The following is a 20,643-nucleotide window of genomic DNA, read 5'->3' as shown; positions in this document are numbered from 1 at the left end:
TTATTGTAGCGCACTCGCCAACTGTTGTACAAACGTTTTTATTTTTTCAACAGCAACTGGCATTTGTGCCGGATCTTTCAGTTGGTCCTCGTGCTGTTCAATCTGCTGCACGATCGCGCTGCCCACGATCACGCCGTCTGCATGCGGCGCTACGGCCCGCACCTGCTCTGGCGTGGAGATGCCGAATCCGACGGCAGTCGGCGCAGTCGTGCTTGCTTTTACCCGCGCCAAAAAGTCCGCCAAGTCTTCGCGCAAGTCTGTCCGCGCTCCCGTCACGCCGAGCGACGAAACGCAGTACAAAAAGCCTGTCGCCTGCTCGCCGATCGTCTGGATGCGCGTATCGGACGTCGGTGCCACGAGCGAAATGACGTGCAAGCCGTTTTGCTTCGCGGCAGCCACGGCAGGGCCGTTTTCTTCAATCGGCAAATCCGGAATGACGACGCCGTCTGCTCCATGCGCGGCCAGGTCGGCGAAAAAGCGTTCGATTCCGTATTGCAGCACGGGATTGAAGTAAGAAAACAGGACGATGCCCGCTTCTACGCCCGACTCTCGCAGGCGGGAGACGAGCTGCAAGGCGTCTGCGATCGACACGCCGTGTTGCAGCGCACGCTGCGAGGCGCGCTGGATCGTAGGGCCATCTGCCAGCGGATCGGAATACGGAACGCCAAGCTCGATCACGTCCGCTCCGGCCTCCACCATCGCAGTCACGAGTTGAAACGTCGCTTCCAAGGTCGGATCTCCTACCGTAATAAACGGGATAAAACGCTTGCGGCTGCGATCCGCAAACAAACGGTCAATTCGATTCGTTGCTGCCGTCATCATGCCACTCCCCCTTCTGTGCGTTCCGCCAGCGCTTCCTGGATGGTCAGCACGTCTTTGTCCCCGCGTCCCGACAGGCAAATGACGATGATCTTCTCCGGCGACATTTGCGGAGCGCGCTTGATGACCTCAGCAATCGCGTGGGCGCTCTCCAGTGCGGGAATAATCCCTTCCGTGCGGCACAAAAGCTCGACGGCCGCGAGCGCCTCCGCATCGGTTACGGACGTGTACGTCACTCTCCCGGTATCTTTTAAATACGCATGCTCAGGGCCGACGCCCGGGTAGTCCAGCCCCGCCGAGATCGAGTGCGCCTCTTGCACCTGTCCGTGCGCATCCTGCAGCAAGTAGGTGAGCGAGCCGTGAATCACGCCTGGCCGCCCAAGGGTCAATGTCGCGGCATGCTTGTCTGTCTCGATTCCTTTTCCTGCCGCTTCCACGCCGCGAAGCGCGACAGACTCATCCTGAATAAACGGGTAAAACATCCCGATCGCGTTGCTGCCGCCGCCTACGCAGGCGACTACCTCGTCGGGCAGCTTGCCGAGTTGCTGCAAAATTTGCTTACGCGTCTCCTCCCCGATAATTTTCTGGAACTCGCGCACCATGTACGGATACGGATGCGGGCCGACGACCGAGCCGATCACGTAAAACGTCTCCTCTACGTGCGAAACCCAGTGGCGAATCGCCTCGTTCGTCGCGTCCTTCAGCGTCCGCGAGCCGGACACGGCCGGAATGACTTCCGCTCCCAACAAGTTCATGCGAAAGACGTTCAACGATTGGCGGCGAATGTCTTCCTCGCCCATGAACACTTTGCAGGAAAGCCCGAGCTTCGCTGCGACCGTCGCGCTGGCAACGCCGTGCTGCCCCGCTCCCGTCTCTGCGATAATCGCCTTTTTGCCCATACGCTTTGCCAAAAGCGCCTGCCCGAGCGCATTGTTCAGCTTGTGCGCCCCGGTATGGTTGAGGTCTTCGCGCTTGAGGTAAATTTGCGCCCCGCCAAGCGCCTCCGTCAGCCGCTCCGCATGTGTCAGCGGCGTAGGGCGACCTGCGTATTTGCTAAGCAGCTCATTCAGCTCGGCTACGAACTGTGGATCACGTCGCGCTTCCTCAAAAGCAGCCTCCAGCTCGTACAAAGCATTCATCAACGTCTCTGGCACGAATTTTCCGCCGAACGCTCCAAACCGTCCGTTCTCGTCAGGCACGACCCGCGTGGTTGTCTGTGTATTGCTTGGCATGCGCCTTCACCCTCTCCACCAGTTTTTTTATCTTTTCTCCGTCTTTCTCTCCATCCGTCTCTACTCCGCTGGACACGTCGATCACCGCAGCCTGGTACGTGCCAATCAGCTCGGCTACGTTTTCGGCATGAATCCCGCCTGCGATGATGCAATCCGCTTCCTTGCACTTCGCTTGCAGCAGCGGAATTTGCTCCCACGAAAACTTTTTCCCTGTTCCGCCTGCTTGCGCCGGATCGTACGTATCGAACAAAAAGGCGCTTACAATCCCCTGATACGCTTCCAGCGACGCGGAGGCATCCGCTTCGCCTCCAACAGCCAGTGCCTTCCATACCGGCACCGAAAACCGCTCTCGCACTTGGCGGCAAAATTCCGGCGTCTCCTGGCCGTGCAGTTGAATGACAGAAAGCGGCGCTTCCGCGAGCACTTCAGCCAGCTCATCCATCGTCGGATTGACAAACACGCCGACAGCCGGCGGGTGGCCGAAAACGGCAGCGAGCAGCCTCCCTGCCGTTTTCGCGTCTACCTTGCGCTTGCTTGGCGCAAACACCAGACCGACATAGTCGACGTCCAGCTCTTTTAGCAGCGCAAGCGTCTCCGGGCGTTTGATCCCGCAAATTTTCAACCGGGTCACAAGCTCACCCCCGCCTTGCTGCCTTTCGCTGGTCCGACCAGATCGAAAACCGCCTGTTTCACGTCTTGCTGGCGCATGAAGTGCTCGCCGACCAAAACCGCTCTCGCTCCCGCCTGTCTGACGTTTTCCACATCGGTCGCAGAAGAAATGCCGCTTTCGCTAACGACAGTCAGGGAAGCAGGCAGCTCCGCGAGCAGTTCGTGCGTCACCGCGAGATCGGTCTGAAACGTATGCAGGTTGCGGTTGTTGATCCCGAGCAGCTTCGGTTCGATCGCGCGGAAAACGAGCTCGCACTCCCGCTTGTCGTGGACTTCGACGAGGACGTCCATCCCGAGTTGTTCCGCCGTCTGCGACAAATGCCGCAGTTGCTCGTGCGTAAGGATCGCGGCGATGAGCAAAATGCAATCCGCTCCGGCTGCCCGCGCTTCCACTACCTGAATGTCTTCGATGAGAAAATCTTTTCGCAGCAAAGGACGGTCTACCGCTTCGCGAATGCCCTGCAAATAAGCGAGACTGCCCTGGAAAAACGACTCGTCGGTCAAGACGGACAGGCACTCGGCCTCAGCCGCCTGATACGCCCGCGCAATCGCGAGCGGGTCAAAATCCGGGCGAATCAGCCCTTTGGACGGCGAAGCCTTTTTCACTTCGGCAATTACGCTGACCGGGCGGCTGCTCTGTTCCAGCGCCTGGCGAAAGCCGCGCGGACGCTCCTGCGCTTTGGCTTGCTGCAGCAAGGCCGCTACCGTCGTCTCTTTTTGCAGGCGAGCGATTTCCTCGCGTTTTTTTTCCACGATTTTATGAAGCATGAATCATCCCTCCTGCAATTTGCCGAATGTGCTCCAGCTTGCGCATGACGAGTCCGTCGTCAATCAGCTCCGCTGCCCGGATCACGCCTGCTTCGATCGAGCGAACGCGATTCGCCAGGTAGAGGATCGCCCCTGCGTTTAACAGCACGATGTCGCGCGCCGCCCCGCGCTTGCCAGCGAACACCTCGCGAATGATCGTCGCGTTTTCGCACGCGTCTCCGCCGCGCAGCGCTTCTTTTTCATGGCGGCGCAATCCGAACTGTTCTGGGTCGATCTCATACGTGCGAATCTCGCCGTCACGCAGCTCCGCGATCTGGCTTGTTCCCGTCACGGTCAGCTCATCCAGCCCGTCAGAGCCAGCCACGACCAGCGCCCGCTCTACATGCAGCTCGCGCAGGACAGCCGCGACAGTCGGCAGCAGCTTCGCATCATAGACGCCCATGAGCTGATGGCTGGCGTTTGCCGGATTCGTCAGCGGGCCAAGCAGGTTGAAAACGGTGCGCACGGCCAGCTCCTTGCGCGGACCTGCCGCATGCTTCATCGCCTGGTGGTAGAGCGGCGCGAACAAAAAGCACAGGTTGGTCGCACGCAGACAATCAGCGGCGGACTTGGGCGACAGGTTGACCGGAACGCCCAGCTCTTCGAGGACGTCTGCACTGCCGCTTTTGCTCGACACAGCCCGGTTGCCGTGCTTGGCGATTCGCACGCCGTCGCTCGCCGCCACAATCGCACTGGCTGTCGAGATATTAAACGTGTTGCTGCCGTCTCCCCCTGTGCCGCACGTATCGACCAGACCCGGCAGCTCGATCGGAAAACGCATCGCCCGGGCGCGCATCGCCTGCGCAAACCCGATGATTTCCTCTACTTGCTCGCCCTTGAGCCGCATACTCGCCAAAAAGGCTCCGATCTGGGCTGGCGTCGCTTTGCCGTCCATGATTTCTCCCATCGCTTCCTCTGCGATTGCCCGCGACAAATCGTTTCCTTGCAAAATTTGCTCCAATGCATGGGTCAGCATGGCAATACCTCCTTGCGCACAAATAGCTGTTCTGCCTTTTCCAAAGCCGAAATCATCGCGGCTGCCTTGTTTACCGTCTCCTGGTATTCGCTTGCGGGAACCGAGTCGGCGACGATGCCTGCTCCTGCCTGCACGTGCGCGTACCCATCCTGGAAAAACAACGTCCGGATCGTGATGCAACTGTCGAGCGAGCCGTCGAAGGAAATGTAGCCGATCGCTCCGGCGTACAGATGGCGGGCATCCGGTTCCAGCTCGGCGATAATCTCCATCGCCCGCAGCTTGGGCGAGCCGGAGACGGTCCCGGCCGGGAAGGCGCTGAGCAGGGCGTCAAAAGCGTGTAGCCCCTCGCGCAGCTTGCCCGTCACGTGCGACACCATGTGCATCACATGCGAGTAATTTTCGATGACGAGCGCCTCTTCCACGCGGACGCTGCCGTAAGCCGACACCTTGCCGACATCGTTGCGGCCCAGGTCCAGAAGCATGTAATGCTCCGCCCGTTCCTTTTTGTCGGCCAAAAGGTCTGCCGCCAGCTCCTCGTCCTCCTGCGGCGTCGCGCCTCTTTTTCTCGTTCCGGCGATCGGGCGCATCTCGACTTTTTCATCCTCGACCCGCACGAGCAGCTCGGGAGACGTACCGACGACCGTCTCGCCCTCGTATTCGAGGTAGTACATGTACGGCGAAGGATTCAGCGTGCGAAGCAGTCTGTACACGGCAAACGGATCGACGTCGGTCTTGACGGAAAAGCGCTGCGAGAGCACTACCTGGAAAATATCGCCCGCTGCGATGTACTCTTTTGCCTGCTCGACCATCCGCTCGTACTGCTCGCGGCTCATGTTCGGCTCGACGTTGAGCGGGGCTGGCGACTGGGTTTCTACCTGGATGCGGCTGTCCACCTCCAGCGGAGCGGTTACCTTTGTAGCGAGCTGCTCCAGCCTTTCGCAGACTAGCTTGTATTTTTCGTCAATAACCTCGGCGGAATCTCCCGGCTCTACGTGCAAGTTGACGATCAACTGAATTTCCTGCTTCAAGTGATCGAAAGCGATCATTTCGTCGACGAAGAGGAAGCGCATGTCTGGCACGCGTACTGCCTCTTGGCGGTGCGCCGGCAAATTTTCAAAATAGCGCAGGGTGTTGTAGCCAAAAAAGCCTACGGCCCCGCCGCTCAAGCGGGGAAAGCCGGGCAGCTTCGGGCTCTTGAAGCGATCCGTCTCCTGGCGCAAAAAGTGGACGGGATTGCCTGTCAAAGCTTTTCGCTCTCCGCTGCGCGTCACTACGGAGATGTCTTCCCCTTTTGCTTCCACGATTTGAAAAGGGTTCATCCCGATGAACGAGAAACGGGCCCAACGCGCTCCGCCTTCCACGCTCTCCAGCAAAAACGAATCACTCGTACGAATCTTCTGATACAAACGGATGGGTGTCTCCTGGTCTGCCAAAAGCTTCAGGCTCACAGGAATCAGGGAATAGGTCGCCGAAAGGTTCTTGACCTCAGCAAGGGAGGGAAAATACATGAACTCTCATCTCCTTTTTAGTGGGAGCGAAAAGGGAGAACAACCGCCTTTTCACTGCCCGCTGCCTAGAGCGAGAGGTAGGGGGGAGAAAAAAATATACAAAAAAACCCAGCGACAGAACTGGATTGGGTAGACAAATATGTACCCAGCCTGCTCTTCTCTCCTCAACCTAACTCATCTCAACTCTGCTCTACTCATTCTCAACTCAGCCGGTATTGGCTCTTCTTCTGCAAAAACGAGGCGCTCTCGTTTCATTTATGGTAAAAGAGAGCGCCCTGATTGTCAACTGCGATTTGTCAAATCCGGGCGAAGCTTGACTGCATCCCGCAAAAAGACGTGCTGAATCTCTTTTGCCGACTTCTCTGTGTTGACGTGCATCATGACGCGAATACAGAGGGGCAAGCTGCCCGGCACAGGAATTTCCCGCGCGCACATCAGCGGGACATACTGCCAGGCCTCCCCTTCCAACAGACGCGCCGCCTGGGCGGGAAACGTCGCACACAAATCCTCTGTCGTCGTGATGATGATACTGCCGATCTCTTCCGGATTTACTTCATTGCGCGTGACCATTTCTTCCAGCAGCCACTTGGTGGAAGAGACAATCTCTTCCCGCGTATCGGCTTCTACCGTAACCGCGCCTCTGATTCCTCGCATTCCCATTACAAAGCCTCCGCTTCTTCACTCATTACTGTCAGGATGAGCTGTTCGTCTACGTGTTTCCCAATCTCCGCCTGCCCGATTGCGCTAGGCAATACGAGGGCAAGCTGGCCGCCGACCGTCTTTTTATCCCGCTTCATCGCCTCGAGGACGTCTTGCGGCTCAAGTCCTTTTGGCCAAGCCGTTGGCAAATGGTACAGGCTGAGCAAATGCTTCGTGCGATCGTACACGCCTCTTTGCGCCAAGCCGATTCGCTCCGCTACTTTGGCGGCGATGCACATCCCGATGGAAATGGCTTCGCCGTGATTCAACGTCGCGTACGCCGACAGCGCCTCAAACGCATGGCCGAATGTGTGCCCCAAATTCAAAAGCGCACGCTGGCCCTGCTCGGTTTCGTCGGCAGAGACAACCGCAGCCTTGACGGCGCAGCCTCTTTCGATCGCTTTCCCTAACAATTCTGAATCAAGCTCCCACAGGCGGGCGGCGTTCTCCTCCAGCCAATCCACAAAGGAGGCGTCCGAAATAAGAGCGTGCTTGATGACTTCGGCAAAGCCTGCGGCCACTTCGCGCTTGGGCAAGGTGTGCAGCACCTTTGTGTCGTAGATCACGACGCGAGGCTGATGAAAAGCACCGATCAAGTTTTTCCCCAACGGGTGATTGATCGCCACTTTTCCTCCGACTGAGCTGTCGTGAGCGAGCAACGTCGTCGGCAACTGGACAAAGTCAATGCCGCGCATGAACGTAGCCGCCACAAAGCCAGCCAAATCCCCCACGACGCCGCCGCCCAGCGCGAGAATTGCGGATTTGCGGTCCAGTCCGCCCTGAATCGCTTCGGTCATCAACCGTTCGTAGACAGCGAGACTTTTCGATTGCTCGCCCGCTTCCACGACGCTCGCTATCGCATTGTATCCGGCAGCGCGCAGAGCATCGCGCAGCGGCTCTAAGTAACGAACCGCCACATGCTCATCTGTAATAATCATCAGTTTGCTTGTGGAGACAACTCCTGCCTCCGCAAGCAAATCAGGAACCTGCTGCAATAGAGAATCGCCGATCACAATCTCGTAAGAACGCTCTCCCAGCTCTACTGTCAGTCTGTTGGTCTTCATTAGAATTTCTCCGTGTACGCGCGGTATTCACGCACGTTTTCGATCATGTCGTCCATCGAATCGCTCGGGAACTTCTCGCACATCGCCTGCGCGATCTCCCACGCGACTACCGCTTCCGCTACGACGCTCGCAGCCGGAACCGCGCAACTGTCGGAGCGCTCGATGCTCGCGGAAAACGGCTCGCGGGAGTCGATATCCACGCTCATGAGCGGCTTGTACAGCGTCGGGATCGGCTTCATCACGCCGCGCACGACCACAGGCATCCCCGTCGTCATGCCGCCCTCCAAACCGCCTGCGCGATTCGTTTTGCGGCTGTAGCCGGTCTCTTCGTTCCAGATGATTTCGTCGTGGACTTGCGAGCCTTTCAAGCCTGCCGCCTCAAACCCGATGCCGATTTCCACGCCTTTGAACGCCTGAATGCTCATGATCGCCTGCGCCAGTCGTCCGTCGAGCTTGCGATCCCATTGCACGTGGCTGCCAAGGCCGACCGGCACACCTTCCACGATTACTTCGACCACGCCGCCGAGGGAATCGCCGTCTTCTTTTGCCTTGTCGATCGCCGCCATCATGAGCGGCTCCGCTTCTTTATCCAGGCAACGAACCGGCGATTCTTCCGTCCGGGCAATCAGCTCTTCCAGGCTGACTTCCTGACGCTTCGCCACCACATCATTGATCTGCAAAACTTGTCCGCCGATCCGGATGCCGAAAGCCGCCAGCAATTGGCGAGCGACAGCCCCTACGGCCACGCGGATTGTCGTTTCGCGGGCGCTGGAACGTTCCAGAATATTTCGCATATCGCGCTGATGGTATTTAATCGCACCATTCAGGTCAGCGTGGCCTGGACGCGGGCGAGAGACGCGGCGCTTTTCCTCTGCGCCCTCTTCTACCGGCTCGGCACTCATGATCGTTTGCCAGTGAGTCCAATCCTTATTTTCAACGACCAGCGTGATCGGTGCCCCTGTCGTATAACCGTGGCGCACGCCGGACAAAATTTTCACCTGGTCTTTTTCAATCTGCATTCTGCGGCCACGTCCATGCCCTTTTTGACGACGTGCCAACTGTTCATTGATTGCCTCAACGGAAATCGGCAGGTTGCTCGGAACTCCCTCGATGATCGCCGTAAGCTGCGGGCCGTGAGATTCCCCTGCTGTCAAGTAACGCATCTCTTCCTTCCTCCATCCTCCAGGCAGCTCGTGTCCCCAATTCCTTCCGGTTCGGGTCGCTGTCCTTTATCACTTTTAAGCGCTATAATATCATACCTGTCTCGCTGTGGAAACACAAAAGTAGAAACCTGCGCGAAAACCTTTCGTTTGCAGAAAAAACGCCCCTCCGACGGGAGAAGCGCTTCGTTTGCAGATGGCGCTGATTAAAAAGGATCGACCATCAAAAAAGGATTGGGGCTAAGCGGCCTTCTGGAATGATCCACACGTATCAAATCATCCAGTTGAGTTTTTTCAGCCCCAAGTATTTGTCCGCATTCTTGCAACGTAATCAAACCCCGACGGTATGCTTCGATGACCTTGTGCTTATCCATCTGCTGCCTCCCTTGACAAAGTAAGTATTCCTAGTCTTGGGAAAAAAGAGCAGAGTTATACGAAAGGCCGAGGGGATTTATCCCATTTTTCGATAAAAGAACGTATCTTCCGTCTCCAACTGGTATTGCTGGGGCTGGAAAATTTGCTCCGTGCTGCCGACAAACAGCACGCCGCCCGGTTTGAGCGCCCGGCTGAACTTGTGGTACAGCTCGTGCTTCGCCTCTTCCGTGAAATAGATCATCACGTTGCGGCAGATGATGAGATCGAACTGCGTGTCAAACGCATCAGCGAGCAAGTTGTGCTTCTTGAACGTGACACGTCTCTTCACCTCGTCGGAAATCCGGTAGCTGAGCGCGTCCTTGACGAAGTACTTGTCCATCAGCTCCTTCGGACAATCCTGCAACGAACGGTCCGTATAAACGCCTTGCTTGGCCTTGGCCAGCGCGCCCTCATCAATATCGGATGCCAGCACAGTCGCGTCCAGACGCTTGCGCAGCAAGATCAGCGAGAGCGTGTACGGCTCCTCGCCAGTGGAACAAGCGGCACTCCAGCATTTGATGCGCGACGATTGCTTGGCGAGCCGCGGCAAGATCTTGTTCTCAAGAACTTCCCAGCGCCCAGGGTTGCGGAAAAACTCCGAGACGTTGATCGTCATCCGATCGAGAAATTCGTAAAACAGTTCCTTGTCCTTTGCAATCGCATCAAAATATTGGACAAACGTGCCATAGCCCCGCTTTTGCCGCAACGAAGTCAGGCGCCGCTTCATCTGTGCTTCCTTGTAGAGGGCAAGGTCAATTCCGGTCATTTTTTTCACACTAGCGATAAATTGGAGAAAGTCCTTATCTTCCATACAGAATTGTACCCCCTTGAAAACTCTTAACTCTTTGATTTCGCTAATATTCGCCAAAATCCTATCACTTCTCGGGGAGATTTTGACGAAAAAAAGAAAAAACCCCATGCATGGGGTTTTTTCGTCGTTGGATCGGCAAATTAGATCCAGCGTTGGATTGTTTTCTCGAAGGAGAGAACTTCATCAGCGGAGAACCAGAGGCCGATTTCACGCTCAGCGCTTTCTGGGGAATCGGAACCGTGGATGATGTTCATGCCAACGGAAGTCGCGAAATCGCCGCGGATTGTACCAGCAGCCGCATCAACCGGGTTTGTTTTGCCCATCATCGCACGAGCAGTGGAGATGACGTTGTTTCCTTGCCATACCATTGCGAATACAGGACCGGAAGTGATGAAGTCAACCAGTTCGCCGAAGAACGGGCGCTCTTTGTGCTCGGCGTAGTGTTGTTCAGCCAGTTCGCGGCTTACTACCATCAGTTTAGCACCAACGAGTTGGTAGCCTTTTTTCTCGAAACGGGATACGATTTCTCCGATCAGGTTACGTTGTACGCCGTCAGGTTTTACCATAAGGAACGTTTTTTCCATTGTAAGTATGCCTCCATCAAAGCTATGTATTGGTGTTTACAACACCAACGAAAATTTTATCAAAACTGGGGTGGCCAAGCAACAGGCAGACAGTCAAATTCTCATTAAAATTTGCGATCGATGATAAAGTTGGCAATTCCTGTCAATGATGTTTTCGCCTGCGTATTGGGCAAGTCGCTGAGAACCGCATGCGCGCGGGCGATATAGCGCTCGGCCAGCCGCTGGGAAAAGGCAATGCCTTCGTCCTGGCGCACCAGGCGAATCGCTTCGTCCGTATGCTCCCAAAACGTATTTTGCCTGATCCATTCCTGGAACTGTCCGCTCGCCTTGCCGTGGTAAGCGGTGTAGAGCGCCGGCAGCGTGATGTTGCCATGGAGAAGGTCGCTGCCCGCCGGTTTCCCCAACTGCTTTTCCGTTCCGGTAAAGTCGAGAATGTCGTCGGTAATTTGAAAAGCCATTCCGACGTTGTAGCCGTACCAGTACATTTTTCGCACCAACTCTTCGGTGGCTCCGCTCGCCACGGCACCCAACTGACAGCTAATCGCGATCAAAAGCGCCGTTTTCCGCTTGATTCTGCGCAAGTACGTGCGGAAGTTTTGATCCCAGTTGTTCAAATCTTTTACTTGCTCGATCTCGCCCTTGCACACCTCGACAATGGCGTTGGAGAGAATCTGGTGCAGCTTCGGATTCGGAAGCTGGGAAGCGATCGCCAGCGCGCGCGCGAAAATGTAATCGCCCGCGTACATCGCTATTTTGTTGTCCCATTTCATGCGCACCGTGTCTTTGCCCCGCCGCTTGTCCGCATCGTCAATCACGTCGTCGTGCACGAGCGAAGCCATATGAATCAACTCAAGCGGGACGGCGACGTGCTTCAAAACTTTTACATCGTAATGGCCCCACTTGCCTCCGAGCAGCACAAAGACCGGACGGATGCGCTTTCCTCCTGCTTTGAGCAAATGCGTCGAGGATTGATACAGCTCGCGAACGTCTGTATCGATCGATTTTTCCAGTTCATCCTCAATGTACTGGACGTCCTTTTTCATCTTGAAGTAAATATCGACTAGGTTCATCCGTTATCCGTTCCACCTATCTCGCAAGCGTAATATTGGTCTTGTGGCCATCCGCCTGCCACAACTCGACGGTCGCGGGCGCCGCTAGTAACCCCAGCTCCGCCGCGCATCGGTAATAATACTCCAGTCCTACCCGCTGCCCTTCGCCGAAATCGTGCTGCAGTCCCGCGAAGTAACGAATCCATTCCTCTTTTGTTCCGCCGAAGTGCGCGCATACATAGTCCACTAACGGACCGGGATCGGCTTTCGTCTTCTTTTTGCTCGCCAAAAACGAAGCGTGGACTTCTGCGATCAAATCGTAATGCTCGGCTATGACAGCGCGCCTGAGCGCCCAGATGGCAAACGTCATGGAATAGCCCGTAAATCGGTGCCACAGCTCCCCGAGATCGTACACGTGCAAGTCTTTGGCCGTCCGCTCTGCGGCAATCGCGTCGTCGCCGATGAGCAGGGCAGCATCTGCGCCTTGCAGCATCTGCGCCAGGTTCGGCTCTTGTGTAACGTAAGCGATCTCGTATTCGTAAAACTTGTGGAACACGATTTTCAACAGGTTCACCGTCGTCGCTGACGTGTTGGTCAGGGCGATTTTCGCCCCGTTCAACTGCTCGATCGGCTTTTTGCTGAATAAGAAAAGGGAGCCTACTCTCCCTTTGGCACTGACAGACAGGTCTGCCAATGCCACGTACTGGGAGGCATGCTCAGCATAGCTAAACGAGGAGATCGGCCCCATGTCAATCTCGCCTTTTGCCATCGCCAGATTCAACTGGGCTGGCACCTGGCGGATGAACTCGATCCGGTCCTCGAATTTTGCTTGTTCAAAGTAGTAGTAAACAGGCAGTACGTTGGTGTACAAGATTTGTCCGATCCGCAAAGACTTTTGCATGCGTCTACTCCCCCCAACGCCGAAACAGCGAGTGTGGTACATCCAGTGCATCCAAAGCTTTCCCAACGACAAAGTTAATCAGGTCATCCATCGTTTGCGGCTTTTGGTAATAGCCGGGCATCGCCGGCAAAATCCGCACGCCCAGCCTGCTCAGCGTGAGCATGTTTTCCAGGTGGATCGCATTGAGCGGCGTCTCCCGGGGGACGATGACCAGCCGCCTGCCTTCCTTAATCATCACATCGGCGACGCGCTCCAGCAAATTGCCGGAGGCGCCATGGGCGATGCCGGATACGGTGCCCATCGAGCACGGAACGACGATCATGCCGTCGCAGCGATACGAACCGCTCGCAGCAGGGCAATTGAAGTCGCGCAGGCCCCAATAATGCAGCTCACCGGGGAAATCGTGCTGGAGCTTCTCCCGCAATAGCCCTTCCCGGTCGTCTGCCTGCCAGTCCAGCTCATCGTGAAAAACTTGCCAGCCTGCCTCGGTAATCATCAGATGGACGATATGCCCGGCGCGCAAAAGCTCGGTGACGACGCGGACGCCGTAAATCGCGCCGCTTGCTCCTGTAATCCCCACTACCCACTTTTGCCTGTTCATGCAATCACCAGATCAATCATAGTAAACACGAACATGACGACGCTCAAAATTCCGTTCATGTTGAAAAACGCCACGTCGACTTTGGACAGGTCGGTCGGCTTCACCAGCGTATGCTCGTAAATCAGGATCGCCCCGGAGATGAGCACGCCGAGCAGGAACCAGATCGACAAGTCCGCTACGACGTACAGCGACATCAAGCCGACAAAGGTAAGGATGTGGCACAGTCTCGCCACGAGCAGCGCATTCGCAATGCCAAAGCGGCTCGGCATCGAGAACAGCCCTTCTTTGCGGTCAAAATCGGCATCCTGGCACGCGTAAATAATATCGAAGCCCGCCGTCCAGAACAGCACGGACGCAAACAGGAGTAAGCCGATCGCGTCTACCTGGCCTGTCGTGGCTACCCAGCCTCCCAGCGGTCCGAACCCGATTGCTACTCCCAATACAAAATGGCAGAGCCATGTAAAGCGTTTGGTGTAGGAATACAGCACCAGTACGAAAACAGCAAGAGGCAGCAGCTTGACGGCCAGATCGTTCAACTGGAAAGCAGCGATGAACAACACAATGAACGAAACGACGATAAACAGGATGACTTCCAAAACGGAGATCAGCCCTGCCGGAATCGCGCGTGTTGCCGTTCGCGGGTTTTTGGCGTCAATGACGCGGTCGATGAGTCGATTCAGCGACATGGCTGCGCTGCGCGCCCCTACCATCGCAACGGTCACCCAAAAAATTTCCAGCCAGGTCGGCCATGCCTTCTCAATTACAATACTTCCCAAAACTGCGCCCATAAAAGCAAAGGGCAGAGCAAACAGGGAATGCTCGAATTTTATCATTTCCAAGATGATTTTCAATTTACGTAGACCCATCTATGACACTTCCTATCTACTGAAAAAATACCGCCCATGCCCGCTCACGCCGGGGCCAGACGCTGAGGCTACGGCTTTGTGCCGATATGCAGAGCGGATACCCCACCCATAAACAGCTTGACCTGGACCGGGGCCAGACCAGCCTGCTGAAACATCCCCGCCAGCTCGCGGCTGTCCGGGAAATTCGTCAGGGAGTGCGGGAGCCAAGCGTATTCCTCATACTTGTTCACGGTCATTTTCGCAATCAACGGCAAAATTTTATAGAAGTATAAGTAAAATAGCTTGCGATACGGAATGAATGGAGGCTTGGACACTTCCAGGGAAACGACTTTTCCTCCCGGCTTCACGACGCGGGCCATCTCATTTAGCACCTGCTGCACATCCGGTACGTTGCGCAAGGCGAAGCCGATGGTGGCAAAATCAAATGTATTATCCTCGTAAGGCAGATTCATCGCGTCGGCATTCACCAGCTTGACGGTATTGCCGACCCCGGCGTTCGCTACCTTGTACGCTCCGACATCCAGCATGTTTTGGCTGAAGTCCAGCCCGACAACCCGCCCGTCTTTGCCCACGGCCTTTGCCAGCGCAATCGTCCAGTCCGCCGTTCCGCAGGCGACATCAAGCGCGCTGTCCCCTGGCTTGATGTTCATCTGCTTCATGGTGTAATTGCGCCAGGCCAGATGGCTGCCAAAGCTGATGACGTTGTTCATTTTGTCGTAGTCGCTTGCAATGCTCTCAAATACGGAGTGAACGTACTTTGCCTTCTCTTTCATTTGTGTCTGGTCCACTAGGCTACATCTCCTCAATAACTCGTTTCAGGCGATTCACTCGATGGGAGTAGCGAGCCGTTATGGAAGCGAGCACGTTGCGCGTTTCGGCAGGGTGCAGCGTGCGCACCATTTGCTCGCACAAGCTGAGCATTTCCATGGCTTTCATCTCGACGCCTGACAACACCTGGGCAAGCGTAGCGCCTGGTTTTTGCAGCAAAAAACGAGCAAAACCAAAAGGAACTTGTTCTTGCCACTTGATTTGCTCCCATTCTCCAATGACACTCTCTACCTTGGCCGTTTCTTTCATCAGGTTCACCCAGAAACGGCGGCGATCGTCCGAATCGGCATACTTCTCGACAATCGCTACATACAAGCCTGTATCAATCGCATTGCGCAGCTCCCAGTACTCTTCGTCTGACAAGCTTCTGGAATCGCGACCTGCCACGTACAGCTTCATTTTCGCTTCATTCACGCGCTGAACGGCTCCGGACAACACCTGGATCGCTTCGATCTCGCCTGTTTCAGACAGCAGGTGGTAGTAGCGGCTGCTGTAATAATCGCCGGCGAGCACCGTCAACTGCCGATTTCGTTCTGCGCTCAATGAATCTTCGTACTGATTTTTGACATGTTCGTGCATGTCCAGTCCCAACTGAACAAGTCCCGTCGCCGTGCAGAAAATGGATGCCCGTTCCTTCGTCATGCCTTGTTCCCGCAAAAACAGATACAAGAGTTCCAGGCGATTTTCCGCCATGGAAGGAACGTCCACGTAATACTCTACATAGGAATGGGTGGTTCGCTTGTAGATCTGCTCGATGATCGACCGAACCTCTTCTACATATGGGGTATGTTCTTTGCTCATGCGTCCTCCTCCACAAGCTGCGCAACCTAAAGATGTCTGCCTGTTCCGTACACTTCCGTCTACCTTTACCATCCGGTCAAAAGGCCGTCCTTACTATCATACCATACTTCTTCCATCAGGGACTAATTCTCTCGTAAAAATACGGCTCGATTCGCACGGGAAATGTGTTTTTGACAAAGGAATCGACGTCTTCCAGCTCCGCGATCGGTTTGGGATGCGCCAGCGAACTGGCTCCCGTCGTTTGAATGGCAATCAGTAGTTTCGACTCTTTCGGCTGGTCGCTTTCCTCCAGCAAGCGGAAATAGACCTGCCCGACATTATCCGTGAGCGTCAACAGCTCGTATGTCAACTGGTAAAAATCGTGATACACATGACTGACATTCACCTTTTCCCCCGGTTTGATCACGAAATCGACATAAACTGACGGGTTTTCCCATTTTATACGCTTCATTTTATAGTGTGGCGTCATCAATGTAAACAAATCGAGGACATTTCGCTCGCTCAGTTGAATCGGGTGTGACGGCTGGAAGGTTGGAACATCCGTCCGCTGCCACCCGGCGCTCGGAACAAGCGACAGCATCAAGGCCAAAAAAGTGGAAACGACAATTGCCACGAGCAGTTGGCGCGGCATAGACATCCCTCCTCTCCACCATTGTACAAATAAAAAAAGCAGGCTATGCCTGCTTTCGCAAAATGGAACTCGTTATTCCGTCGTATCGATGACACCGTGCTGCGAGTAAATCACCGCTTTTCCTCGAACCTTGATGGCAGAAGTATGCTCTGTGAATTGGAAGATCATCACTTCGCCCTTGTCGAGCTTTTCCGTATGATGAAAACGGGTGTCGGAGCCGCGTGTAAGGCCGATGACATGCACGCCGTTTTCTTTTGCTTTGACTACAAAATAGTCCTGGTTAAATGGCTGTGACAAGTTGTTTCCTCCTGACCAGTGCGTGATGCGCCTTGTCTAGTATGATGTCCCGTCGGGCTGCAAACGGCTCATGATTTTTGCTACATAACGCTGTGTTTCCTGAGGCAACTGATTGTACTTCGCCTCCAGCTCCTCATCGCTGTCGATGCCCAGTCGGCCTACGCGACCCGGGCCTGCATTGTACGCTGCCAGCGCCACTTTGACGTTTCCATTATAGCGGTCGAGAAGCGATTTCAAGTATTTGGTTCCACCCGCCAAGTTTTCGTCCGGGTCGTATGCATTGCGGACGCGCATCGCCTGTGCAGTCTTGTCCATAAGCTGCATCAAGCCTTTTGCCCCCGCTTTGGAAACGACGTTCGGGTTGAAGTTGGACTCTGCCCTCACGACTTCCCTGACGAGGTCAGGGTCGACGCCGAGCGCTTTGGCGGTCCGTTCGATTTTCTCCAAAATAGCTCCGGGAGCAACCGTTGCTCCTTTTGCCGCCGTCGTATTCAACTCTGCCTCGTAGTCTGCGGCCAGCTTCCACTCCTTGCTGCCGTCGAGCTTGGCCAAAATCTCTTGCGAGGAAATGACGCGCTGGCCTGACGCCAACTGCGTCTGCAAGATATCAGAAAAGAGATCCTGCTCTCCGTAGGGGGAAGAAGCTGCTTGATCGGTCAAATAAGATTGCGGCATTGATTGTAAATACGGCTGAAGCGATACAGGCACCTTCATGGCATGGAACAACCCTTCCCTTGCTTGTCTCCCCTCTATTATAAAAAAGAAAGATCAGGAAGCCAATAGCAAAAATGGCAACTGTCAAGAACAAAAAAAGAAGCCTGTTCAGAGGCTTCCTCGCTTTTTATTCAGATGGTCGGAATGCAGGGATTCGAACCCTGGACCTCACCCACCCCAAGGGTGCGCGCTACCGGGCTGCGCCACATCCCGACTGTACATCTGTACTTTACAATATTTTACCTACAGTGTCAATAGAAAATGCCGTAATTTTCATCTTCGCACGCGTTGACTGCATACCAGCGGGACGCTAGGAACGGATGAGGCTGAACACTTCCGCACGAGCGGCTGCGTCTTTTTCAAACATGCCGCGCACCGCAGAGGTGACGGTTTTCGAGCCAGGCTTCTTCACGCCGCGCATCGTCATGCACATGTGCTCTGCCTCCACCACGACGATCACGCCGTGCGGATCGAGCTTGCGAACGATGGAGTCGGCAATCGTTGTCGTAATTCGCTCCTGAAGCTGCGGACGCTTCGCCACGGTGTCGACCGCGCGCGCCAGCTTGCTCAAGCCTACGACACGCCCGCCGCGCGGAACGTAGGCGACATGCGCCTTGCCGAAAAACGGAACCAGATGGTGTTCGCACATCGAGTAGAACGGGATGTCCTTGACCAGAACCATTTCTTCGTGATCTTCGCTAAACACCGTCTCGAAGTACTGCTCTTCGTTTATGTGCATGCCCTCGAATACTTCGGCATACATTTTCGCAACGCGCTTGGGAGTATCCAGCAGCCCTTCCCGGTCGGGATTATCGCCTACCGCCTCCAGAATCATGCGGACAGCCTGTTGAATTTTATCCAAATCAACGTTCATACATTCGTACCTCCTACATAGCGGCCTCTTTCCCTAGAAGCGACAGCTTCTCTGGCTGGCCTTATCCTGATCCGATTGTCATGCTTCCGTGCGCACAAACAAGCCAAGCCAATCTTACCATACCCGCTTCAAAAAAACAAAAACATCTGACAAGACAACTGTATGTATGGGGCTCAAGCGCCGATAAACATTTTGATTGAAGCCTGCTCCCGGGAGGTGATCGCGTCGGGTCATCCCCAGACGTTAAAAAAAATCCACATTGCAATCAATGTGGATTTTTTTATGTAAGTGCTTCGTTCTCAAAAGAAACAACTACTTGATGGAGTCTTTGAGTTGTTTACCTGGTTTAAACGCAGGTACTTTGCTGGAAGCGATTTCGATCTCTTCACCTGTTTGTGGGTTACGACCTTTACGAGCCGCGCGCTCACGAACTTCGAAGTTACCAAAGCCGATCAGTTGGACTTTATCACCAGTTTTCAATGCATCAGCAATTGCATCGAGAACAGCGTCAACTGCTTTTGTTGCATCTTTCTTGGTGAGTTCAGTGGTTTCCGCCACTTTTGCAATCAATTCTGTTTTGTTCATTTTATTCACCTCCCCTCAAAGAACACCAAGTCCTAGCTATTATTTTTCTTAACCGAAACGAAGCGTTTTATACACGATTGGTGGTATTTACCGATCTGACAAGCTTATAGTAATACACCGATTTCTTAAATTCAAGCCCCTCCTGTCGAAATTGAACGAAATACAAGAAAAAAAGGCATCCCGTCACACCGGGTGCCCCCTTTTAGAATCAATTGTCTAGGTCTATTTACCTAGTCCTTAAAGTATGATCGCAATCAGACCGCCAGAGCCTTCGTTGATGATTCGGCCCAATGTTTCCTGCAGTTTGTAGCGGGCATTGTCCGGCATCATGGTGATCTTCGCCTGGATGCCCTCTCTCACGATGGAGTGCAGCGAACGGCCGAAAATGTCCGAATTCCAGATCGACAGCGGGTCTTTGTCGAAGTCCTGCATCAAGTAGCGGACGAGCTCTTCGCTCTGCTTCTCGGTTCCGATAATCGGCGCAAACTCGGATTCGACGTCCACGCGGATCATGTGGATCGACGGCGCGGTCGCTTTCAGCCTGACCCCGAAGCGCGGTCCCTGGCGAATCAGCTCAGGTTCGTCCAAGGTCATCTCATGCAGCGACGGAGCAGCGATTCCGTAGCCCGTACTGCGCACCATATGCAAGGCTTCCGCTACCTGATCGTACTCGCGCTTGGCGTGGGCGAACTCCTGCATGATTTTCAGCAAATGATCTTTGCCGTTGATCTCGACACCGACGATCTCCATCAGGATGCGATCATACAGTTCATCCGGCGCGAACAGGTCGATTTCGGCGATCCCTTGGCCCATATGCATGCCTGCCAGAGACGCCCGCTCCACGAAGTCATAGTCATTGAAGAAACCGACGACGCGGTCCACGTCGCGCAACCGGCGAATATCCTGCACGGTTTCACGTACGGCTTCTTCATAGTTCTGACGGAGCCAGTGACCGTTTTCCAGCACCATGACCCAGCTAGGCAGATTGACGTTTACTTCGTGCACAGGGAACTCGAACAGCACTTCTCGCATCAGGAGGAGAATTTCCTGCTCCGTCATGTGGTCGACGGACAAGGCCACGACGGGCACGTCGTACTTTTCCTGAAGCTGCACGCGCAAGTTTTGCGCTTCGTCCGAGCGCGGGCGCGTCGAGTTGACCACGATGACAAACGGTTTGCCCACTTCCTTCAGCTCATTGACGACCCGTTCCTCCGCGTCGATGTATCCTACACGCGGGATTTCCGCGATGCTGCCATCTGTCGTGACGACGATCCCGATGGTCGAGTGCTCCTGGATGACTTTGCGCGTTCCGACTTCTGCTGCTTCCTCGAAAGGAACCGGCTCCTCATACCACGGAGTGTTCACCATCCGGGGACCGTTATCATCCTCGAAGCCTTTTGCCCCCTGAACCGTATAGCCAACGCAGTCAACGAGGCGGACGTTAATGCTGAGTCCTTCTGTTACATGTACGTTTACGGCCTGGTTCGGAACAAATTTAGGCTCTGTCGTCATAATTGTTCGGCCGGAAGCGCTCTGCGGCAGTTCATCTGTAGCGCGAATCCGCTCTGCTTCTGACTGGATATTCGGGATGACGACCTGCTCCATAAACCGTTTAATAAAGGTCGACTTTCCCGTACGAACAGGGCCCACTACCCCGAGGTAGATGTCTCCGCCCGTCCGTTCGGCAATGTCTTTAAAGATGTCGACTCGTTCCACCATCGATGACCTCCTTCTATTTGTCTATTTTTACACT

General features: G+C 54.9%; 24 protein-coding genes and 1 tRNA gene. All 25 read right to left on the bottom strand.

The genetic code is table 11. The annotated features are described in order from the left end of the window. Positions 1-819 (bottom strand): tryptophan synthase subunit alpha, encoded by an 819-nt coding sequence (trpA, locus tag AC3WJN_RS04780; RefSeq protein WP_005831274.1) that lies wholly within the window; start codon positions 817-819, stop codon positions 1-3. Further along, a complete protein-coding gene (trpB, locus tag AC3WJN_RS04775) occupies positions 819-2,051 on the bottom strand; it encodes a tryptophan synthase subunit beta (RefSeq protein ID WP_005831276.1) in 1,233 nt (410 codons plus the stop codon). Before trpB ends, trpA begins: the two co-directional genes overlap by 1 nt. Next, positions 2,011-2,682, bottom strand: a complete 672-nt coding sequence (locus AC3WJN_RS04770) for a phosphoribosylanthranilate isomerase (RefSeq protein ID WP_005831278.1) — start codon at positions 2,680-2,682, stop codon at positions 2,011-2,013. The genes trpB and AC3WJN_RS04770 overlap by 41 nt, the downstream gene beginning before the upstream one ends. Next, the gene (trpC, locus tag AC3WJN_RS04765) at positions 2,679-3,488 is read right to left on the bottom strand and encodes an indole-3-glycerol phosphate synthase TrpC (protein WP_007785428.1); all 810 of its coding nucleotides are present in this window, start codon (positions 3,486-3,488) and stop codon (positions 2,679-2,681) included. The genes AC3WJN_RS04770 and trpC overlap by 4 nt, the downstream gene beginning before the upstream one ends. After that, complete coding sequence (gene trpD / locus AC3WJN_RS04760) at positions 3,478-4,503, bottom strand: anthranilate phosphoribosyltransferase (RefSeq protein ID WP_005831282.1); 1,026 nt, start codon at positions 4,501-4,503, stop codon at positions 3,478-3,480. The genes trpC and trpD overlap by 11 nt, the downstream gene beginning before the upstream one ends. Continuing rightward, on the bottom strand, positions 4,497-6,011 hold the full coding sequence (gene trpE / locus AC3WJN_RS04755) for an anthranilate synthase component I (RefSeq protein ID WP_005831284.1): 1,515 nt from the start codon (positions 6,009-6,011) through the stop codon (positions 4,497-4,499). The genes trpD and trpE overlap by 7 nt, the downstream gene beginning before the upstream one ends. Before the next feature lie 282 nt (positions 6,012-6,293). Then, positions 6,294-6,671 carry a chorismate mutase gene (gene aroH, locus AC3WJN_RS04750; RefSeq protein WP_005831286.1) on the bottom strand — a complete coding sequence of 126 codons (378 nt, stop codon included), beginning with the start codon at positions 6,669-6,671 and terminating at the stop codon, positions 6,294-6,296. Beyond that, positions 6,671-7,774, bottom strand: a complete 1,104-nt coding sequence (gene aroB, locus AC3WJN_RS04745; RefSeq protein WP_005831288.1) for a 3-dehydroquinate synthase — start codon at positions 7,772-7,774, stop codon at positions 6,671-6,673. The genes aroH and aroB overlap by 1 nt, the downstream gene beginning before the upstream one ends. Then, on the bottom strand, positions 7,774-8,937 hold the full coding sequence (gene aroC / locus AC3WJN_RS04740) for a chorismate synthase (RefSeq protein WP_007785432.1): 1,164 nt from the start codon (positions 8,935-8,937) through the stop codon (positions 7,774-7,776). The genes aroB and aroC overlap by 1 nt, the downstream gene beginning before the upstream one ends. A gap of 203 nt (positions 8,938-9,140) precedes the next feature. After that, positions 9,141-9,308, bottom strand: a complete 168-nt coding sequence (locus tag AC3WJN_RS04735) for a hypothetical protein (RefSeq protein ID WP_007785434.1) — start codon at positions 9,306-9,308, stop codon at positions 9,141-9,143. 77 nt (positions 9,309-9,385) lie between these two features. Further along, positions 9,386-10,159 (bottom strand): CheR family methyltransferase, encoded by a 774-nt coding sequence (locus AC3WJN_RS04730; RefSeq protein ID WP_005831292.1) that lies wholly within the window; start codon positions 10,157-10,159, stop codon positions 9,386-9,388. Between the two features lie 140 nt (positions 10,160-10,299). Further along, complete coding sequence (ndk, locus tag AC3WJN_RS04725) at positions 10,300-10,743, bottom strand: nucleoside-diphosphate kinase (protein ID WP_005831294.1); 444 nt, start codon at positions 10,741-10,743, stop codon at positions 10,300-10,302. A gap of 104 nt (positions 10,744-10,847) precedes the next feature. Next, positions 10,848-11,813: a polyprenyl synthetase family protein gene (locus AC3WJN_RS04720; protein WP_007785438.1), complete on the bottom strand. Its 966-nt coding sequence runs from the start codon at positions 11,811-11,813 to the stop codon at positions 10,848-10,850. A 16-nt stretch (positions 11,814-11,829) separates the two neighbouring features. Then, positions 11,830-12,693, bottom strand: coding sequence for a menaquinone biosynthesis protein (locus AC3WJN_RS04715; protein WP_007785439.1), 864 nt, complete (start codon positions 12,691-12,693; stop codon positions 11,830-11,832). 4 nt (positions 12,694-12,697) lie between these two features. Then, positions 12,698-13,294 (bottom strand): UbiX family flavin prenyltransferase, encoded by a 597-nt coding sequence (locus tag AC3WJN_RS04710; RefSeq protein WP_007785441.1) that lies wholly within the window; start codon positions 13,292-13,294, stop codon positions 12,698-12,700. Beyond that, complete coding sequence (locus AC3WJN_RS04705) at positions 13,291-14,160, bottom strand: UbiA-like polyprenyltransferase (protein ID WP_005831302.1); 870 nt, start codon at positions 14,158-14,160, stop codon at positions 13,291-13,293. Before AC3WJN_RS04705 ends, AC3WJN_RS04710 begins: the two co-directional genes overlap by 4 nt. A gap of 68 nt (positions 14,161-14,228) precedes the next feature. Beyond that, complete coding sequence (locus AC3WJN_RS04700) at positions 14,229-14,948, bottom strand: demethylmenaquinone methyltransferase (protein WP_005831303.1); 720 nt, start codon at positions 14,946-14,948, stop codon at positions 14,229-14,231. A 4-nt stretch (positions 14,949-14,952) separates the two neighbouring features. Continuing rightward, positions 14,953-15,789, bottom strand: a complete 837-nt coding sequence (locus AC3WJN_RS04695) for a heptaprenyl diphosphate synthase component 1 (RefSeq protein ID WP_005831305.1) — start codon at positions 15,787-15,789, stop codon at positions 14,953-14,955. 115 nt (positions 15,790-15,904) lie between these two features. Further along, positions 15,905-16,420, bottom strand: coding sequence for a hypothetical protein (locus AC3WJN_RS04690; RefSeq protein WP_005831307.1), 516 nt, complete (start codon positions 16,418-16,420; stop codon positions 15,905-15,907). A 72-nt stretch (positions 16,421-16,492) separates the two neighbouring features. Beyond that, the gene (gene mtrB, locus AC3WJN_RS04685; RefSeq protein WP_005831309.1) at positions 16,493-16,717 is read right to left on the bottom strand and encodes a trp RNA-binding attenuation protein MtrB; all 225 of its coding nucleotides are present in this window, start codon (positions 16,715-16,717) and stop codon (positions 16,493-16,495) included. Positions 16,718-16,753: 36 nt separating this feature from the next. Then, positions 16,754-17,431: a lytic transglycosylase domain-containing protein gene (locus AC3WJN_RS04680; RefSeq protein ID WP_005831311.1), complete on the bottom strand. Its 678-nt coding sequence runs from the start codon at positions 17,429-17,431 to the stop codon at positions 16,754-16,756. A gap of 136 nt (positions 17,432-17,567) precedes the next feature. After that, positions 17,568-17,644 (bottom strand) — tRNA-Pro (locus AC3WJN_RS04675). A gap of 97 nt (positions 17,645-17,741) precedes the next feature. Next, a complete protein-coding gene (gene folE, locus AC3WJN_RS04670; protein WP_005831313.1) occupies positions 17,742-18,305 on the bottom strand; it encodes a GTP cyclohydrolase I FolE in 564 nt (187 codons plus the stop codon). Positions 18,306-18,617: 312 nt separating this feature from the next. After that, a complete protein-coding gene (locus AC3WJN_RS04665) occupies positions 18,618-18,890 on the bottom strand; it encodes an HU family DNA-binding protein (RefSeq protein WP_005831316.1) in 273 nt (90 codons plus the stop codon). Positions 18,891-19,127: 237 nt separating this feature from the next. Continuing rightward, positions 19,128-20,606, bottom strand: a complete 1,479-nt coding sequence (gene spoIVA / locus AC3WJN_RS04660) for a stage IV sporulation protein A (RefSeq protein ID WP_005831318.1) — start codon at positions 20,604-20,606, stop codon at positions 19,128-19,130. Between the last annotated feature and the right edge of the window lie 37 nt (positions 20,607-20,643).

It is taken from the genome of Brevibacillus sp. FW306-2-1A-C05A, from assembly GCF_058781555.1.
Note: the sequence above shows the minus strand (reverse complement) of the source record. Positions and strands in the feature narration are given on the sequence as shown.

Coding starts and splice junctions, on each gene's coding strand:
- trpA (WP_005831274.1), bottom strand. CDS start 819: ATGACGGCAGCAACGAATCGAATTGACCGTTTGTTTGCGGATCGCAGC.
- trpB (WP_005831276.1), bottom strand. CDS start 2,051: ATGCCAAGCAATACACAGACAACCACGCGGGTCGTGCCTGACGAGAAC.
- trpC (WP_007785428.1), bottom strand. CDS start 3,488: ATGCTTCATAAAATCGTGGAAAAAAAACGCGAGGAAATCGCTCGCCTG.
- trpD (WP_005831282.1), bottom strand. CDS start 4,503: ATGCTGACCCATGCATTGGAGCAAATTTTGCAAGGAAACGATTTGTCG.
- trpE (WP_005831284.1), bottom strand. CDS start 6,011: ATGTATTTTCCCTCCCTTGCTGAGGTCAAGAACCTTTCGGCGACCTAT.
- aroH (WP_005831286.1), bottom strand. CDS start 6,671: ATGGGAATGCGAGGAATCAGAGGCGCGGTTACGGTAGAAGCCGATACG.
- aroB (WP_005831288.1), bottom strand. CDS start 7,774: ATGAAGACCAACAGACTGACAGTAGAGCTGGGAGAGCGTTCTTACGAG.
- aroC (WP_007785432.1), bottom strand. CDS start 8,937: ATGCGTTACTTGACAGCAGGGGAATCTCACGGCCCGCAGCTTACGGCG.
- AC3WJN_RS04735 (WP_007785434.1), bottom strand. CDS start 9,308: ATGGATAAGCACAAGGTCATCGAAGCATACCGTCGGGGTTTGATTACG.
- AC3WJN_RS04730 (WP_005831292.1), bottom strand. CDS start 10,159: ATGGAAGATAAGGACTTTCTCCAATTTATCGCTAGTGTGAAAAAAATG.
- ndk (WP_005831294.1), bottom strand. CDS start 10,743: ATGGAAAAAACGTTCCTTATGGTAAAACCTGACGGCGTACAACGTAAC.
- AC3WJN_RS04720 (WP_007785438.1), bottom strand. CDS start 11,813: ATGAACCTAGTCGATATTTACTTCAAGATGAAAAAGGACGTCCAGTAC.
- AC3WJN_RS04715 (WP_007785439.1), bottom strand. CDS start 12,693: ATGCAAAAGTCTTTGCGGATCGGACAAATCTTGTACACCAACGTACTG.
- AC3WJN_RS04710 (WP_007785441.1), bottom strand. CDS start 13,294: ATGAACAGGCAAAAGTGGGTAGTGGGGATTACAGGAGCAAGCGGCGCG.
- AC3WJN_RS04705 (WP_005831302.1), bottom strand. CDS start 14,160: ATGGGTCTACGTAAATTGAAAATCATCTTGGAAATGATAAAATTCGAG.
- AC3WJN_RS04695 (WP_005831305.1), bottom strand. CDS start 15,789: ATGAGCAAAGAACATACCCCATATGTAGAAGAGGTTCGGTCGATCATC.
- AC3WJN_RS04690 (WP_005831307.1), bottom strand. CDS start 16,420: ATGCCGCGCCAACTGCTCGTGGCAATTGTCGTTTCCACTTTTTTGGCC.
- AC3WJN_RS04680 (WP_005831311.1), bottom strand. CDS start 17,431: ATGAAGGTGCCTGTATCGCTTCAGCCGTATTTACAATCAATGCCGCAA.
- folE (WP_005831313.1), bottom strand. CDS start 18,305: ATGAACGTTGATTTGGATAAAATTCAACAGGCTGTCCGCATGATTCTG.
- AC3WJN_RS04665 (WP_005831316.1), bottom strand. CDS start 18,890: ATGAACAAAACAGAATTGATTGCAAAAGTGGCGGAAACCACTGAACTC.